The organism is Janibacter indicus (assembly GCF_900176385.1).
Lineage (GTDB): Bacteria > Actinomycetota > Actinomycetes > Actinomycetales > Dermatophilaceae > Janibacter > Janibacter indicus.
Window position 1 is genome coordinate 40,315 of the sequence record NZ_FWXN01000001.1, and the last position, 15,802, is coordinate 56,116.

The 15,802-nt window shown below is 67.4% G+C and carries 13 protein-coding genes; 4 read left to right on the forward strand and 9 right to left on the reverse strand.

What is annotated here, in order from left to right; translation table 11 throughout:
- Positions 1-3: 3 nt before the first annotated feature.
- The 5 genes from B9B60_RS16745 to B9B60_RS00185 form a co-directional block, all read right to left on the reverse strand.
- Positions 4-1,221, reverse strand: a complete 1,218-nt coding sequence (locus B9B60_RS16745; protein WP_143445365.1) for a lipopolysaccharide biosynthesis protein — start codon at positions 1,219-1,221, stop codon at positions 4-6.
- A complete protein-coding gene (locus B9B60_RS00170; RefSeq protein WP_084449323.1) occupies positions 1,218-2,012 on the reverse strand; it encodes a glycosyltransferase in 795 nt (264 codons plus the stop codon). The genes B9B60_RS16745 and B9B60_RS00170 overlap by 4 nt, the downstream gene beginning before the upstream one ends.
- On the reverse strand, positions 2,009-4,096 hold the full coding sequence (locus B9B60_RS00175; protein ID WP_084449324.1) for a glycosyltransferase: 2,088 nt from the start codon (positions 4,094-4,096) through the stop codon (positions 2,009-2,011). Before B9B60_RS00175 ends, B9B60_RS00170 begins: the two co-directional genes overlap by 4 nt.
- Positions 4,093-4,929 (reverse strand): MraY family glycosyltransferase, encoded by an 837-nt coding sequence (locus B9B60_RS00180; protein ID WP_159451124.1) that lies wholly within the window; start codon positions 4,927-4,929, stop codon positions 4,093-4,095. The genes B9B60_RS00175 and B9B60_RS00180 overlap by 4 nt, the downstream gene beginning before the upstream one ends.
- Positions 4,930-5,098: 169 nt before the next feature.
- Positions 5,099-6,841 carry a polysaccharide biosynthesis protein gene (locus tag B9B60_RS00185; RefSeq protein ID WP_234993675.1) on the reverse strand — a complete coding sequence of 581 codons (1,743 nt, stop codon included), beginning with the start codon at positions 6,839-6,841 and terminating at the stop codon, positions 5,099-5,101.
- A gap of 272 nt (positions 6,842-7,113) precedes the next feature.
- Here B9B60_RS00185 and B9B60_RS00190 point away from each other — a divergent pair, with 272 nt between their 5' ends.
- On the forward strand, positions 7,114-8,592 hold the full coding sequence (locus B9B60_RS00190; RefSeq protein WP_084449327.1) for a tyrosine-protein kinase domain-containing protein: 1,479 nt from the start codon (positions 7,114-7,116) through the stop codon (positions 8,590-8,592).
- A gap of 23 nt (positions 8,593-8,615) precedes the next feature.
- Here B9B60_RS00190 and B9B60_RS00195 read toward each other — a convergent pair whose 3' ends face one another.
- Positions 8,616-10,040, reverse strand: coding sequence for a tyrosine-protein kinase domain-containing protein (locus tag B9B60_RS00195; RefSeq protein WP_084449328.1), 1,425 nt, complete (start codon positions 10,038-10,040; stop codon positions 8,616-8,618).
- A gap of 85 nt (positions 10,041-10,125) precedes the next feature.
- Between B9B60_RS00195 and B9B60_RS00200 the strand changes: the two genes are divergently transcribed.
- The 3 genes from B9B60_RS00200 to B9B60_RS00210 all read left to right on the forward strand — a co-directional run bounded on the left by B9B60_RS00200 (position 10,126) and on the right by B9B60_RS00210 (position 13,026).
- The gene (locus B9B60_RS00200; RefSeq protein WP_084449329.1) at positions 10,126-10,713 is read left to right on the forward strand and encodes an arsenate reductase/protein-tyrosine-phosphatase family protein; all 588 of its coding nucleotides are present in this window, start codon (positions 10,126-10,128) and stop codon (positions 10,711-10,713) included.
- Positions 10,714-10,870: 157 nt separating this feature from the next.
- Positions 10,871-12,103, forward strand: a complete 1,233-nt coding sequence (locus B9B60_RS00205; RefSeq protein WP_084449330.1) for an O-antigen ligase family protein — start codon at positions 10,871-10,873, stop codon at positions 12,101-12,103.
- Between the two features lie 152 nt (positions 12,104-12,255).
- The gene (locus B9B60_RS00210; protein ID WP_143445366.1) at positions 12,256-13,026 is read left to right on the forward strand and encodes an SGNH/GDSL hydrolase family protein; all 771 of its coding nucleotides are present in this window, start codon (positions 12,256-12,258) and stop codon (positions 13,024-13,026) included.
- Positions 13,027-13,194: 168 nt separating this feature from the next.
- Here B9B60_RS00210 and rfbA read toward each other — a convergent pair whose 3' ends face one another.
- Genes rfbA through B9B60_RS00225 form a run of 3 tightly spaced genes read right to left on the reverse strand, consistent with a single transcriptional unit; the run spans position 13,195 to position 15,750 of the window.
- A complete protein-coding gene (gene rfbA, locus B9B60_RS00215; protein WP_084449332.1) occupies positions 13,195-14,055 on the reverse strand; it encodes a glucose-1-phosphate thymidylyltransferase RfbA in 861 nt (286 codons plus the stop codon).
- A gap of 28 nt (positions 14,056-14,083) precedes the next feature.
- Positions 14,084-14,632 carry a PIN domain-containing protein gene (locus B9B60_RS00220; RefSeq protein ID WP_200811078.1) on the reverse strand — a complete coding sequence of 183 codons (549 nt, stop codon included), beginning with the start codon at positions 14,630-14,632 and terminating at the stop codon, positions 14,084-14,086.
- The gene (locus B9B60_RS00225) at positions 14,629-15,750 is read right to left on the reverse strand and encodes a helix-turn-helix domain-containing protein (protein ID WP_084449333.1); all 1,122 of its coding nucleotides are present in this window, start codon (positions 15,748-15,750) and stop codon (positions 14,629-14,631) included. Before B9B60_RS00225 ends, B9B60_RS00220 begins: the two co-directional genes overlap by 4 nt.
- Positions 15,751-15,802 lie beyond the last annotated feature (52 nt).

Here is a 15,802-nt window from a genome sequence, read left to right on the forward strand (position 1 = left end):
TTCTTACGAGATCCTAAGAGTTCTGCGAGCGAGGCTGCTGCGGTAGGCGCGACGTGTCAGGAATATTCGCGTCAGTACCCCTAGGGTAGTTGCGATAAGTCCTCCGGCTGCCCCCCAGGGTGGGACTGTCACAACCGAGGCGCCGGCGACCATGGCTGCCGCGGCCAGACTCGTGATGAGCGCCGAGGAGTATCGGTTCAATACTTGGAGGGCGGCAGAGCCGAGGAACAGGGCGGGCTCGCACGACAGCAGGATGGCTAGTGTCAGCATTTCTGTCGAATCTAGCTTATATTCGGGCCCAAAAGCTGTGGGAAGAAAAATGGCTGTGATCGCCACGAGTAGACCAGAGACAGGAAGGCTGAAAAGGGGTGACAAGACTGTCGCACGATCTATGATGCGCTGCACCGCAGGGTCCCCCGCCTCGGAGCGAATCTTGGCTCCAATGGGGAGCCAAACTTGTGTGAGTGCGTTGAGTATTAGTTCTGCACCGAGCACTACGTAGAGCACCACGGCATAACGTCCCGACTCTGCGGTTGAAAATGCCAGAGATATCGCGTACTGGGGGATCCCTGCAGCGAGAGAGAGTACTCCTGATGACATTCCGATCGCACTACCTGCGCGCAAGAGTTTATTGTTCTCGACGAGCGAAGTGGTCGATGGCTCGATGCGCTGGGCGCTAGAGCGGCCGATGACGAGCGCGCATATGCCCATAAACGCTGTAGGAATCGCTAACCCCAGCCACAGTGCTGAAACTGCATCCTCTCGCGTGGCTAAAAGAGCGACGGCCGCAGAGGAGCCAATATAGGTGCCGGCACTCAGCCAGCCGATCCTGTGTAAGTTATGACCCATCTGGGCAGGTGCAAGCGCCAGCTCTACGAAGGCATCTGCTGCCTTAGTGATTGCCACGATCGGTAGCAAGTCTCCCAAGTAGCCCGGCGTGAAGGCGATTGCGGAGCATGCGAATACAGCTGCGGCACTGGCTATGAGTCGGATGCGCAGCAATTGGTTGAAGCCCACGCGTGGGGTAAAGGTCAAGTAGAGGGTGCGGAGGCCGAGGTCGCTGAGGATGAATACCGGCGCGGATAGGGCGAGAGCAAGAGCCATGGCGCCGGCAACGTCGGGATTGAAGAATCTCGCTAGCACCAAGATGACGACAAACTGTGCTGCCATGCGTGAAGCGCGAATACCCACCAGCCACATGGCCAACGACCGGTTGGTCATCCGCGCAGATACCCCGACTGCCGCCATCCCCGGTGTCGCATGGCTTGCGCCCCCCACCAGAGGATATTTCGACCCAGTTGCGGGACCCTGGGGTAGCCAAGCGCCGCGGCCAAGCGCACGCGGCCCTCGAGCACCCCGTGGATGTGCGCTCCTGTCGGGCCGGCGCCGCGACTCATCTGCCGGGAGTGGACGCGATACGCGACGAGTTCCTGCTGGATAACGACGACGTCGCCGTGTCGCGCCATCCGAAGCCACAGTTCGTAGTCTTCCATCTGCCGTAGGGCGGAGTCGTACCCGCCCAACTGCTCGAAGAGCTCCCTGCGGAACATAGTTGAGGAATGGATCAAACAGTTGCGGGTCAACATCAACGGTCGCACGTCGCCGTCCCGACGGACACCCAGGGTGCCAGTGACTTTGCCTGTCTCATCGATTCTGCGGGCCAGAGTGCCAGCGACTGCAATCTCTGGAGAATCGTCGAGTAGCCGGACTTGCGCCGTCAGCCTCCCGTCGAGGCAGAGGTCGTCGCCGTCAAGGCGCGCCAAGTATTCGCCGTGGGCCGACCTCGCCCCGACGTTGAGGGCGTGGGCCAGACCATGGCTGGTCTCGTTGACTACGCAAGTGACGCGCGGGTCGTGGACCCAGGGGCGGCCAAGGTCGGTTTCGATGCCGTCATGAATGACGATGAGCTCGAAGGCGACGCCAGTCTGGCGCAGCACGCTATCGACGGCTTCGTCAAGCCACGGGTTGAGAACGTTGGTTGGGAGGAGGATGCTGAGTTTGGGCGTTGTCATGATTGGGCTCCCTGCATCATGGAGGTGAAGTACTCGCGCCACCGTCGGTGGACGGTTGGTCGTTCGTAGGTGCGAGCATGCCGTCTCGCTGCATCGCCCAGGGTCGCCCGTCGCGTGGGGTCCTCCAGGAGCTCCAGGAGTACTCGCGTCAGGCCAGCGGTGTCCTTGACGTCGAACATGAGGCCGGTAACCCCGTCGACCACCGACTCCCGCACTCCAGTCGCATTGCTCACCACGGCGGGGATGCCAAAAGTCGCGGCCTCGAGCACGACAGTTGGGTAACCTTCGCGATGGCTCGGGAGAACCAAGAGGTCCGTGGCGGAGTACAGGTCTGTCAGGTCATCGAGGTGACCCAACTCGATGACTCCTGGAGTTTCGTGGATGAGTGAGCGGAGAGGGTCCTGATCAGCGTCGGGTTCCCGCATTCCAGCAAGCGCTAGGACAGCCCCCGTTTTCGACTGGACGTCGCGCCAAGCGGTGAGAAGCTCAAGCATGCCCTTGTCCTTGGTCAGCCTGCCCACGAAGGACACTATGGGTTGATCCTCGGGCAGGCCCAGACGTGAGCGCGCATTTTCTCGCCGAGGATGGAACTCGACACCGTTCGCTGAGCCTGGCCCCAACACTCTGATCTTGCGGGCCGGAGCGAGGTGTCGCTCGATTGCCTCATGGCGAAGATCGTGGCTCACTGCGACCACCTCGTGGGCCGACGCTGCCGCCACGCGTTCACACCAGGTGAGAAGGCGCTGCTGCGGACCCACGGCGGTCTCGAGCCTTAGACCATGCAGGACATAGAGGTTGGTGACCCGTGTCAGTCGGCTTGCAAGTGTCCCCAGCAGGCCGACCTTCGGGGTGCCCCACACAGCGATCGTCGGACGGATCTCGCGCAAGATGCGCAGCAACGCCCAGAGTGTCCGGGCGTCCATACGCGGACTCGGGTCGCGAGTGGCAGTGATCTCGACGAAGGTAGCGCCCTCGCGTTCCGCTACCATCCGCGCGTCACCTTCATCAGTCGTGACGAGGACGACATCCCAACCGGCTTGGCGGAGCATGGCAAATTGCCCCGAGAAAAAGCCTTTCACGGACATTCCCGTTGTGACGCCGAACAGGATTGTCGGTCGCTTGTTGTCGCTGTCGTGTGCTGTGGGGCCGGAGGACGCGGAACGCACTTCTCTGCCGAGGTCGCGCCAGCCTTCATGGCCGACGACTGCCTCCCAACCACCAGGCGATGTCAGCCATGAAACAGACTGTCTCTGACCAAACCAGACCATTTCGACCCTACGAACGTGTGCGCTCAGAGCGGGCCACCCTCTAGCGAACGACCGGCCAACGCGAACCAACACTCTTGCGATAATCCTCGGTATAGACCGAGGTTCACGACCCCCTAGCAGTTCAAGAACGGACCTCGTCGTCAGGCCCTCGGAGGGGTGTGTAACGACAGGAGGCGGGAGTTGCGGGGTGACCGCGAGAAAGGCGATTGCGCTCCCAACGTTCACGGCTAGCGCTTGGGGTGACGGGTCATTTCCTTCGCCGGGGACCGTGGAAAGCGGAGATGTCGCGATCTTCGTGAGTGTCTGGGTGACACGACGACTGGCCGCGTGGACTCCGGGGGGACGGTACACCGTCGTAGTCCGTGGACGGATCTGGAGAACCAGCCGCTCGCCTTCAGCCTTGCTCCGGCTGTATTCAGAGAAGGGCTCAATTTCTAACGTCTCGTTCAACTCCGGCATCCGACCCTGTACCGCGGCGCTGGATAGGTGCACGAGGCGCGGCACCTGGGCTTGTTCGCAGGCGATGGCCACCAGTGCGGGCAGTAGGGCATTCGCTCCCATGAGCCCCGCACGGTCTCGGCTCGCGGCATTCGAATCCCCAGCGGCGTTGACGACCGCATCGACACCGATCAACTGCTCCGCGAGCTCGTTGATAACGCTCCGGTAGTCCCGGACGATTTCGGCGGGGATGATGCTTCCGGTGTGCGTCAATCGAGGGGCCCGGATACGGCGCACTGCAACGCCAGATGCTTCGAGTGCCTCGCACACGAAGGTGCCGATGAATCCCGTCGAGCCGATGACGCATACGGTGGTCATAGGGTCTCCGCTCCGCACTGGGCCCCATAGTTCCTTGCCCAATCGCAAGAGGCCTGACCCGCGAATGTCTTCGTCTGGGCGATCACGGGTAACAGAACATACCCGCAGGCCAGTGCCGCGGCTGACGCCACGCCAGCCGCGGGACGCATCGTGCGGGTTGCCGCAGCGATGAGCGAAGCGATGCCGGCGTGCATGGCCGATACCTGAGCGTGAGAGAGCCCGTGGTCGTCCACGAGGCGTTGGTAGACGTGTTCCCGATGGGCCTCGGTCAAGGAATGCCCGGCACGCCAGCGACGGACAAGGGCTTGAGCAGCGTCGAGCCCGTAGGGGAGCAGGGGTGCCGTGATGACCCACCCCTTCGATGGGGTGGCTGCGACATGAGTGATGCCCGCGGCCATCAGCGCCCCGAAGAGGTAGCTCCCGACGTCTCCGAGGAACAGGTGGGCGGTGGGTGCGTTCCACGGCAGGAAGCCGACGCCGGCGCCAGCCGTGATCGCACCCACGACCTGGAGCAGGGCGTCTCGATCGGCTCGCCCACTGAGCAATGTGGCCACGCCCCAGACCGCGGCCGTGGACCCAGTCATCCCGTTGATCCCGTCCATGAAGTTCACGACATTGACCACGCCTGCAGTGATAACGCTTCCCATCGGGGCAAAGGCGGCTGATGGAGCGAACGCCGCACCAGACACCGCTTGGACGGCCAACCGGAGCCGTGGGTCCAGGCCGCCGGACAGATCATCGGCCAATCCGATGGCTGTGACGGACGCGATGCCAGCGAGGGTTGCTATAGGCAGTCGCGAACTCCGTCCGGCGACCACCAGCCCGATGGCCACACCTGCAGTGCACGCCAACCCACCACCACGGGGGGTGGGTTGGGCATGGGACGACCGGTGGTTGGGGACGTCCACCGAGCCTCGGCGGAGCAGGTACCGACGCACCCATGGCGCGGTGGTGTAGGTGACGACGCCGCATGCGACGCCAGCGAAGAGGGATGCACGCACTTCAACGACCTCGCACGTCAGAGAATCGCTCGCCTGCGTCGTCGGCGGGACGGGCGGTTGCGGCATCGCGCATCCACGTAGCGGCGTCGGTGGGCGAGAGGTGCCTGAGGGTGGTGACCTTCTCGGGGTCGAGGCCAGGGACGTCGACACTGGTCACCAGATCGTGGTCGGTGGCGCGAATGTCCTCACCCGGCGTGAAGAGCTCCTCGGAGAGTTTTTCGCCCGGGCGCAGGCCCGTGTAGACGATCTCCACGTCGTCCCGCCCGGACAGGTCGATGAGGGTCGTGGCCACGTCATTGATCTTCGCAGGAGTCCCCATGTCGAGCACCATGACCTGCCCGTCGGTGCCGATCGCCGCGGCCTGGAGCACCAGCTGGCAGGCCTCGGGGATGAGCATGAAGTAGCGCTCGACGTCGGGGTGGGTGACCGTGACCGGGCCGCCGGCCTCGATCTGGGCGGTGAAGGCTGTGATCACGGACCCACGGGAGCCGAGGACGTTGCCGAAGCGGACGCTCACGTAGGTGTTGGCGTCGCGAGCGGCGAAGTCGGAGGTCAGGCGCTCGGTGAGGCGTTTGCTGTAGCCCAGGACACTGGTCGGGTTGGCTGCCTTGTCCGTCGAGATGTTGACGAAAGTCTCGACCCCGTGGTCGAAGGCGGCCTGAAGCACGTTGAGCGTTCCGATGACGTTGGTCTTCCACGCCTCCATCGGGTAGCGCTCGAGCAGGGGCAGGTGCTTGAGCGCCGCAGCGTGGAAGACCACCTGGGGCTGGTGCTCGGTGAAGATCTCCTGCAAACGCCCCGGGTCGCGGATGTCGGCCAGAATGGTGTCGTCGCCGTCGAGCAGCCCTCGGCCGGACATGCTGATCTGGGTGCCGTGCAGGGCGGACTCGTCGCGGTCGAGCAGAAGCAGCTTGCGTGGGCCGAACTTCGCGATCTGGCGGCACAGCTCGGACCCGATCGAGCCGCCGGCGCCGGTGACCAGGACGACCTTGCCGTTGATGGACTCGGCGATGGCCGCGGGGTCGAGCTCGATGGGGCGGCGCCCGAGGAGGTCGGCGAGATCCAGCGCGCGCAGGTCGCGACCGGTCGGGCGGCGGAAGAGCTCGCTCGTCGGGGGGAGGACGAGGATGTCGAGATCGGCGTCGCGCGTGAGCTCGCGTACCTCCGTCAGGAGCGAGGAGTCGGCGGAGGGGATGGCCACGGCCACCGTCGACGCATTGGTCTGGTCGGCGAGGGCAGCGATGTCACGCCGCGTGCCCCTCACCCGCACCCCGTCGATGCTGAGGCGAGCCTTGGCCGGGTCATCGTCGACGAGCGCGACCGGCAGGAGACCCGCCCTGGGGTCCCGGAGCATCGTGCGCACGAGCTGGCGGCCACCCTCTCCGGCGCCGAGGACGATGACGCGTCGGGCGTCATCAGCACCGTGGTGCCGAGCACGTCGCGTGCGCAGCACGGTGCGTGCGGCCAGCATGGCCATGACCGCAACAAGCGCTGCGGTCAAGGGCACCGAACGTGGGACCAGTTGCACTGGGAGTACCGCGTTGACCACGAGCCCGAGCAGACCCACGATCATTGCCGTCTTCGTCAGGTCGACGATCTCCTCGAAGGACCCACGGGAGTGCCCGACGGCGTATGGGCCGGCGATCCCTCCAAGAGCCAAGTACGCGGCCGCGGAGGTCACCGCGAACAGCAGAGTGCTCGCCGCGAATGCCTCGGTGACACTGAAGTCGAACCGAAGAAACACCGCCGCGATGGTCGCCCCTAGCCACAAGCCCCCGTCGATCCCCGCCCAGCGCCACCGTGTCGATGTAGATGTCGGCTCAGCCTTGCCCACCCTTTGTGCCTCCCTCGCTCGCGTGCCAACCACCAAGTTGGGGCGTTGCGAGCGCCATCGTATAGGTCATCAGAGGCACTTTCAGACCATGTCTCAGCACGTCCCTGCGGTGGTCTCGGACCTATACTGACCGTCGGCCAACGCGCACGACTTGGGGGGCGCGACACCGACGAGGAGACCGCGTGACCCTGGAAGATCTCTGGAAGCTGACCCGGCGGCAGTTCGTCGTCATCGTCGTCGCAGCACTGGTGGGGCTGCTGCTCGCCTTCGTCTGGATGAGCCTGCAGCCCAAGGTCTACACCGCGACGGCGGCCGGCTATGTCACGGCCGGTGGGGGCTCGAGCATCGGCGAGTCGTACTCGTCGCAGACGCTGGCCCAGCAGAAGGCACAGGCCTACGTCACCCTCTTCACCAACCGACGCGTGACCGAGGCGGTGATCAAGGATCTCGGCCTCGACGCCACGCCGCAAGCGCTCGCCGCGCGCATCACCGCGACGGTCCCACCGGAGGGCGTGTCGATCAGCGTCACCGCCTCAGGACCCTCACCGCAGGAGGCGAAGTCGATCGCCGACTCGGTCGTCACTGCAGCGGCGGCGGAGGCCAAGCGGATCGAGGAGTCCGGGCCGACCAGGCGCGTCGTCCAGGCGGACGGCAGTACGCGCACGGTCAAGTCGCAGGCCCAGGTGCTCATCGAGCCCAACGAGTCGGCGATCCTGCCGACGTCCCCTTCGTCGCCGAACCCCACCCGCATCCTGCCGCTTGGCCTCGTGCTCGGCCTGCTCGTCGGCTACGGCATCGCCGCGCTCCGGCACTACAACGACACCAAGCTGCGGCACGTCGACGACGTCGAGGAGACCGCCGGTGCGGGCGTCCTCGGGGTGCTGCCGATGAGCAAGGACCTCGGGTCGGAGCGCGGGGAAGCACGCCGGTCCAAGGCCTTCCACGAGCGGGAGGCGCTGCGGAAGCTGCGGACCAACCTCCGCTTCGTCGATGTCGACAACCAGCCCCGGTCGATCGTCGTCACCAGCGCCAACCAGGGCGAGGGCAAATCGACCGTGGCCGCCAACCTCGCCACCGTCCTCGCCGAGTCGGGGGAGCGGGTCGTGCTCATCGACGCCGACCTGCGCCGCTCGGCCGTGGCCCGCGCCTTCGACCTCGACGGCGAGGTGGGCCTCACCGAGGTGCTCGCCGGCACCATCACCCTGGCTGACGCCCTCCAGGACACCGACGTGCCGGGCCTGCAGATCCTCGCGGCCGGCGCGACCCCGCCCAACCCGTCGGAGCTGCTCGGCTCGCACCGCATGGAGCAGCTCATCGAGGAGCTGAGCCAGCGGCACTTCGTCATCCTCGACGCGCCCCCGCTGCTGCCGGTCACGGATGCAGTGCTGCTGACCCGCAGCGCGGACGGGGCTGTCCTCGTCGTCGCGGCCGGCCGGACGCACCGGGAGGCGCTCGATCGAGCTGCGGCGTCCCTCCGTGCGGTCGACGCCAAGGTGCTCGGCGCGGTCCTCAACCAGGCATCGACGAAGAAGGTCGACCGGATCCGCTACGGCGACGTCGAGTACGGCCATGTCACGTCCTACGAGAAGGACTACGCCGCCGAGTCGGACGGGGCCGTCAGCCGACGCGACGTGAAGGCCGCACGCCGAGGTCGCACCTGACCGGGCTCGGCGTGCGACCCGAGTCAGCGCTTGGAGCCCCGACCCGGCAGCCGGAGCTGACGCTTCCCTCGCCGCTCCGAGCGGGGGGCCGTCTCGGGGTCGTAGTAGCCGTAGTAGCCGGCGCCGTAGCCGCCCGCCGACTTGTGGCCGACGCGGTTGAGGACGAGCCCGAGCAGGGTGTTGTCCACGCCGCGGAGGGACTCGAGAGTCGCCTTGAGCTGCTCCTTGCGGACGATGGTCGTGCCGACGAGGACGATGACGCCGTCGACCTTGGTGCTCAGCACGACGGCGTCGGTCACGGGGAGCACAGGCGGGGTGTCGATGAGCACGTAGTCGAAGCGCGTCGACAGGTGGGTCAGGACGCGACTCATGGCGTCGGAGGCGAGCAGCTCGCTCGGGTTGGGCGGGATGGCACCCGCGCCGATCACCTCGAGACGGTCCTGCCCGTAGGGCTGGAGCACGTCGTTGATGTCGGCCCGCTCGATGAGCACGTCGGTCAGGCCGGCCGCGCCCTCCAGGCCGAGGTACTCGAGCAGGCGCGGGCGCCGCAGGTCGGCCTCGATGAGGCAGACCGTCGAGCCCGACTGGGCCAGCGTGAGCGCGAGGTTGGCGATCGTCGTCGACTTGCCCTCGCCGGGGATCGACGAGGTGAGCAGGATCGTGCGCGGGTGGTTGGCCGCGTCGAGGAACATGAGGTTGGTCCGCACCGCGCGGAAGGCCTCGGAACGCGGCGAGCTCGGGTCCGACTCGACGATGAGCGGCTCCTTGCCTGCGCGAGGGTCGTAGTGGACCGCCCCGATGACCGGCTCCTCGGTGATCTCCTCGACGTCGTCATCGGTGCGGACCGTGGTGTCGAGCAGGTGCCGCAGCATCGCCAGACCCAGGCCGAGCAGGAGACCCAGGACGACGCCGAGCGCGAGGTTGCGGGCGGGCACCGGGCTCGTGGGCGTCTCGCTCGTCGACGCGGGCTCGACGAGGGACACCTTGATCGGCGAGGTGCGGTTGGACCCCTCGGGTCGCTCGACCTCGGAGACGACCTGGGGGAAGGTTTCGCCGATCGCCGTGGCGATCTCTTGCGCGTGTGCCGCATCCGTGTCAGTCACCGCGACTTCCAGGATGACCGTCTCCGGGGGAGTGGTGACGGTCAGCTGGCCAGCGAGGTCAGCCGTCGTCGTGTCATCGCCGAGCTCCTCGACGACCGGGTTCAAAGCGCGCGGGGTCTTGAGGAGCTCCGCATAGGACTTCACGCGCTGTTGGGTGAAGGTGCTGCCCTGGCTCAGTTGCGTCGTGTCGGCGCCGGACACAGAGACGAAGAACTGCGTCGACGAGGTGTACCGCTTCGTCTGGAGCGCGGTGACGGCAGCGGCGAGGCCGACGACGACAAGGGTGGTGACGACGATCGTCACCCAGCGCTTGCGCACGATCCTCAGGTAGTCCTGCAGCTCCACGCTCTCGGTGCCTCTCTCGGGTGGGCGAAATGATGACAGCAGACGCGAGTCTGGCACAGGGGCGAGCATCCGGCAGGATTGCCCCATGAGCGTGCGCATCATGACTGTCTGCACCGGCAACATCTGCCGATCGCCCTATGCCCAGCTGGCCCTCGGCCACGCCCTCGAGTCCGTGCGGCCGGGAGCCTTCGAGGTGATGAGCGCGGGGACACAGGCGCTCATCGGCAACCCGGTCGAGCCGGGCAGCGCCTCGATCCTCGACGCGAAGGGCATCACCCACGACCACTTCGCTGCGCGGCAGATCAGCGAGCGCATGCTCGACGACATCGACATCGTCCTGCCGCTCGAGGTGGCCCACCGCAAGATCGTGCTCTCCTACTCGCCGCGCCACCTAAAGCGGGCCTACACGGTCAAGGAGCTGGCCCGGTTGCTCGACTCCGCCGACGAGCGGCAACCGTGGACCGAGCGTCTCGCCGGGCTGGCCACACCCGAGGAGCGGTGGGCGGCGCTCCCTTCGCACCTGGCGCGGGAGCGTGGGCTGAGCCGGGCCCCTGAGGGGGCCGACGACATCGACGACCCCTACCGGCAGTCGCAGGAGGTCTTCGACCGGATGGCGGCTGAGGTTGACGCGGCGGTGGAGCGGATCGTGGCGTTTGAGCGGCAGTTCGATTAGCGAGGGGTGGGGGCTGGTTTCGAGGCTCCTTCGTCGCACCTCAACCAGCGTGGGGCTCCTTCGTCGCACCTCAACCAGCGTGGGGAACGTGGTTTCGAGGCTCGCTGGCGCTCGCATCTCAACCAACGTGGGGCCGGCGGTTAAGGCGGGGGCGGTCGTGGCCTTCCTGCTGACGGTCGGGCCGCCGGCGACGAATGTCGGGCCGGGGCCGCTGGGCTATGTGTGGGTGCTCGTCGTGCTCACGGGCGCCCTGTGGTGGTTTGCCGCTGCCGGGCGCGGGCGTGGGGGAGTTGTCCGGGCCGAGATGTGGGCTGGGGGCGCGCTGCTCGCGTGGCTCTGGCTGTCGTTGCTGCGGTCGGGGGAGCGGTGGGACACGGCTCTGGCCGCCACGGCGCTGGCGACCTTGGCGCTGCTCACCGCATGGGCCTGGGCTCGGGCGATCGAGCCTGAGGAGAGGCAGCAGGGGCTCGTCCTGGTGCTCGGGGCGGCAGCCGTCGGTACGGCGCTCGCGGCGTGGGTGGTCCCGCTTGTCCTCAACCAAGGCGTCGGGTGGCGGCCGGGGCTGCCGATCGGTGGTGCCTCCAACAACGCGGTCGGCCTGACCCTCGTGCTGGCCGGTGCGCTCACCGGGCGGCGGCTGTGGCCCGAGCAGCGGTGGCTGTGGCTGGGCGTCGCCGTCGTCACGGCGCTGCTCATCGTGCAGAGCCTGTCGCGTGCGGCATGGGTGCTCGCGCTCGTCCTCGTCGTCGCGGCGATCGTGCGACACCGCCACTGGAACCTGCGGTGGGGCGGGCCCGCCGTCCTGCTCGTCGTCGCCGTCGTCCTCGGGGAGCTCACCCGACGGCGCGGGCTGAGCCTGCTCATCGACGAGTCGCGCTGGCACAACGCGGCCGTGGGTGTGGAGGCGTGGTCAGGGTCGGTCGGCACGGTGCTCTTCGGTGTCGGCCCGATGCGGATGTGGCCGTGGATGGAGCTGGAGCGTGGGCGGCCGGGGGAGCAGTTCGACGGGCCGCTGCAGTACGACGGGCCATGGGGAGCGGTGCTCTACCACGCCCACTCGACCTATCTGGAGCTGCTCGTCGAGTACGGGATCGTGGGGCTCGCGCTGCTGGTCGTCGTGCTCGCGCTCGTCGTGCGGCGGTGCGCGCTGGAGATCCGGCGAGGTGGGCAGCTCGAGCTCGTCGCGGTCGCGGTGCTGCTGGCGCTGCCGGCGATGTTGGTGGAGACCTATCTCGTGCGGGGGTTTCCTTCGGCGTGGCTCTTCTGGTGTGCGGTGCTGGTGGTGGGGGCTGGTTTCGAGGCTCCTTCGTCGCACCTCAACCAGCGGGGTGCTCAGGGAGCGGGGTCTCGAGGCTCCTCGCAGAGCTCGTCGCACCTCGACCAGCGGTAGCTCGTCGCACCTCACCCAGCGGGGTGCTCAGGGAGCGGGGTCTCGAGGCTCCTCGCAGAGCTCGTCGCACCTCGACCAGCGGTAGCTCGTCGTACCTCGACCAGCGGTAGATCGTCGCACCTCGACCGGCGATAGGCCGTAGGTTCTAGGCCATGTCGAAAGCATGGAGCTCGCCGGTCGTGGTCGGGGCGGCGCTGCTGGCGCTCGTGCTGGCGGTCGGGGGAGCGTGGGCGTGGGTCTTCGCCGAGCAGGGCACGGCGCCGGCCGGGGTGACGGCGGCAGCACCCCCTTCGTCCTCGTCGTCGACCTCGGAGGCTGCCGCGGAGCCAACCTGGACCATCGACCAGGCGCGTGAGGCGCTCGCCGGCGACGGGTCGCGGGTGCTCGTGCTCGGGGACTCGACCGGCAACGGCAGCGAGGACTGGGTAAGCCAGTGGGGGCAGCAGACGCAGATGCCCGTCGCGCTCTGGGACACGGCGGGCGAGGCGGGCTACGTCGACGAGACCGAGGAGACGCGGATCTGGTCGGGCGCCATGAACAGGGGCACTGCCGACTACCCGCTCGACCACGACGCGATGTGGCCCGCGCAGGACCCGGACCTCGTGCTGCTCAACTACGGCCACTTCGAGGAGTCGGGCGACGCCGCAGCGGAGGGGCTCGAGGAGCTCAGCGAGCAGGTTGCCGACCGCTACCCCGAGGCGCCGGTCGTCGTCGTCCTGCAGAACCCGCAGGCCGACGACGCCAACGAGCCGACCCGCACCGCCATCGCCGACTGGGCGGAGGGCGCGGGGCTGCCGACGATCGACGTCGCGGCGGCCTTCGAGGACGCCGACTCGGCGCAGGAGCTGCTCGACGGTGAGATCAACCCGTCGGTGGCGGGCTCGCAGCTGTGGGCGGAGACGGTGGCGGAGGCGCTGGGGTAGGGGGGGCCGAGGCTCCGCAGGGTCTCGAGGCTCGTCGCAGAGCTCCTCGCACCTCGACCAACGCGGGCTCCTTTGTCGCTCCTCAACCAGCGGGGGTTCCGAAGGGTCTCGAGGCTCGTCGCAGAGCTCCTCGCACCTCGACCAGCGGGGGATCAGGGACCGTAGGGGTCAGGCGAGGAGGTCGAGGAGGTACTGGCCGTAGCCGCTCTTGACGAGGGGCTCGGCGCGCTGACGCAGGCCGTCGTCGTCGACGAAGCCCATGCGCCAGGCGACCTCCTCGGGGCAGCCGATCTTCAGGCCCTGCCGGTTCTCGAGGGTGCGCACGTAGTTGCTCGCGTCGTTGAGCGCGGCAAAGGTGCCTGTGTCGAGCCAGGCCGTGCCGCGGGGGAGCACCTCGACGTGGAGGCGACCCTCGTCGAGATAGGTGCGGTTGAGGTCGGTGATCTCCAGCTCGCCGCGCGCCGACGGGCGCAGCCCGCGCGCCCGTTCGACGACGGTCTCGTCGTAGAAGTACAGGCCCGGGACGGCGAAGCGGGAGCGCGGGCGGGTCGGCTTCTCCTCGAGGTGACGGGCCCTCCCTTCGTCGTCGAAGTCGACCACGCCGTAGGCGGACGGGTCCGCGACCTGGTAGCCGAAGACGGCGGCGCCCTCGATGTCGTCGAAGTGCCGCAGCTGGGTGCCCAGGCCCGGTCCGTAGAAGATGTTGTCGCCGAGGACGAGGGCCGACGTGTCGCCGGCGACGTGCTCCTCGCCGATGACGAAGGCCTGCGCCAGCCCGTCGGGGCTGGGCTGCTGGGCATAGGTGATGGTGATGCCGAACTGGCTCCCGTCGCCGAGCAGCCGCTCGAACTGGGGGGCCTCGTGCGGGGTGGTGATGACGAGGACCTCGCGGATGCCGGCGAGCATGAGGGTGCTCAGCGGGTAGTAGATCATCGGCTTGTCGTAGACCGGCACGAGCTGCTTGGAGATGCCCTGGGTGATCGGGTGGAGCCGGCTGCCTGTGCCCCCCGCGAGGATGATGCCGCGCATGGAGGGAGCCTAGCGAGCCGCTGGAGGGTTAAGCGGGCTCGATGAGCCCCTGCTCCAGCGCCCAGGTGCGGAAGCCTCCGCCCCCGAAGGGCAGGTGGTACTCGCCCGAGATCAGGTCGTCGGCGAGTGCCTCGACCATGGCCACCGTGAGCTGCTCCTCGCGGATGGCCTGACACAGGAGCGGCAAGGTGGCCGTGACGTTCAGGCCCTCGGACTCGCCGATGGCGTAGGCCTCTCGGTCGTCGAGGACCAGCTCGTAGCCGTGCACCTTGCCCAGCGCGAGGACTCCGCACTCGCCGCGGTTCCGGTCGCCCACGGCCAGCCGACGCTCATAGTCGGCGAAGGCCATCACGACGGCCAGGTCGTCACTGCGATCCACCCGGATCCACTCGGCGTCCAGCACTTGCTGAAGCTCGGGAACGTCGGGCACCTGACGCCGGATCTCGCCGTCGACGCTGTCCGGGATGAGGACTGGTCGGCCCGCAGCGAGAAACTTGAGAACTCCGAGCCAGCCGTGTTGGGCGAAATGACGCATCGGTCCCGTATCGAAGACGAGCGCGTCGTCCCCTGCCGTCACGACACAAACTTCCACAGCTCGTTTCGGGACCGGGTGCGGATGGGCGGCAGGTCGTCCTCCGAGTAGGTGCCGTGAAGCAGCTCCAGCGCTCGCGCTCGGCTGATGCGCTCGTCCTTGATCGCCTGGATGACCGCACGCTGATATCGGGCCGGCAGGCTCACCTCCTCCATGTCCTCAGGGACAAGGAGGTTGAACTCGATGATGTCGGCCTTCGTCGTCTTGCTGCGGCGGATGGCCGTGAGGTCCTCTCCGGAGGCGAGGCCAACCTCGTCGAGTCGGCGCGCAAGGGTGGCCATATCCACCCGGAACTCGCTCGCCACGATGACGGCCCGGTCGCGAACGCCGTGAGACGTGAGTCGAGCCCAGCTGTGACGAAGCCCCATCTCGGGAAGCAAGAGCGAGCGGGCAAATCGGTCGAGCTTGGACTCGATGCCAGACCCGGACTGGTCGCTCACGCGCCAGTCGATGGTGTAGTCGTCGGCAACGACGAAGTGCCCCAATTCGTGGGCCAACGCCAAGCGGCGGCGTCCTACCTTGTTGTGGCTGTTGATCAGACTCACCGCTCCACGGCGGAGCAGGATGGTGCCTGCGTCGGCGGTGTCCACTCCCAGGTCGGCGGAGAACGCCAAGAGGCCGAGAGAAGCACACGCGTCCACGAGGTCGCGGATGGGGGACTCCCCGTCCAGGCCCAGCCCCGAGCGGACCTGCGCCGCCAAGAGGTCCGCCTCGGCCATCGAGGTGGGGTGGTCGAGCGGCGGATCAGTCTGCGCCGGCAAGGGCAGTGCCTCGGGGGCCAGGTCGTGCAAAAACTCGACATCTTCGGCGATGCGAGCCAGTCGACGGTCTATCTGGGAGTCGACGACTTCGAGGCCCTGATGGGATCGGTGCGAGACGAGAGCCGGCAGGGGTTCCTCGAAGAAGGTGGCCATCCGGACGCCCAGTGCGCCTGCGATCTCGGACAGCTCGATCGCCGTCACCCGGCGTTGGCCGTTCTCGATCTTGTTGATCACGGTCCGGTCGAGCCCCACGAGGCGCGCCAGTTCACCTTGGGCCATGCCAGCGCGTTGCCGACTCTCGCGGACGCGCACGCCGAGGGTGTTCTCGTCGAGATCTGCCATGTGTGCGAGTTTCGCACACATTCAAACTTTGCGTCTGGGCGATCTGTAGCCT

Excerpts from the sequence above, each read along its gene's own strand:
- B9B60_RS00170 (WP_084449323.1), bottom strand. The coding sequence starts at position 2,012 with ATGACAACGCCCAAACTCAGCATCCTCCTCCCAACCAACGTTCTCAAC.
- B9B60_RS00175 (WP_084449324.1), bottom strand. The coding sequence starts at position 4,096 with ATGACCACCGTATGCGTCATCGGCTCGACGGGATTCATCGGCACCTTC.
- B9B60_RS00200 (WP_084449329.1), top strand. The coding sequence starts at position 10,126 with ATGAGCGTGCGCATCATGACTGTCTGCACCGGCAACATCTGCCGATCG.
- rfbA (WP_084449332.1), bottom strand. The coding sequence starts at position 14,055 with ATGCGCGGCATCATCCTCGCGGGGGGCACAGGCAGCCGGCTCCACCCG.
- B9B60_RS00210 (WP_143445366.1), top strand. The coding sequence starts at position 12,256 with ATGTCGAAAGCATGGAGCTCGCCGGTCGTGGTCGGGGCGGCGCTGCTG.
- B9B60_RS16745 (WP_143445365.1), bottom strand. The coding sequence starts at position 1,221 with ATGACCAACCGGTCGTTGGCCATGTGGCTGGTGGGTATTCGCGCTTCA.
- B9B60_RS00225 (WP_084449333.1), bottom strand. The coding sequence starts at position 15,750 with ATGGCAGATCTCGACGAGAACACCCTCGGCGTGCGCGTCCGCGAGAGT.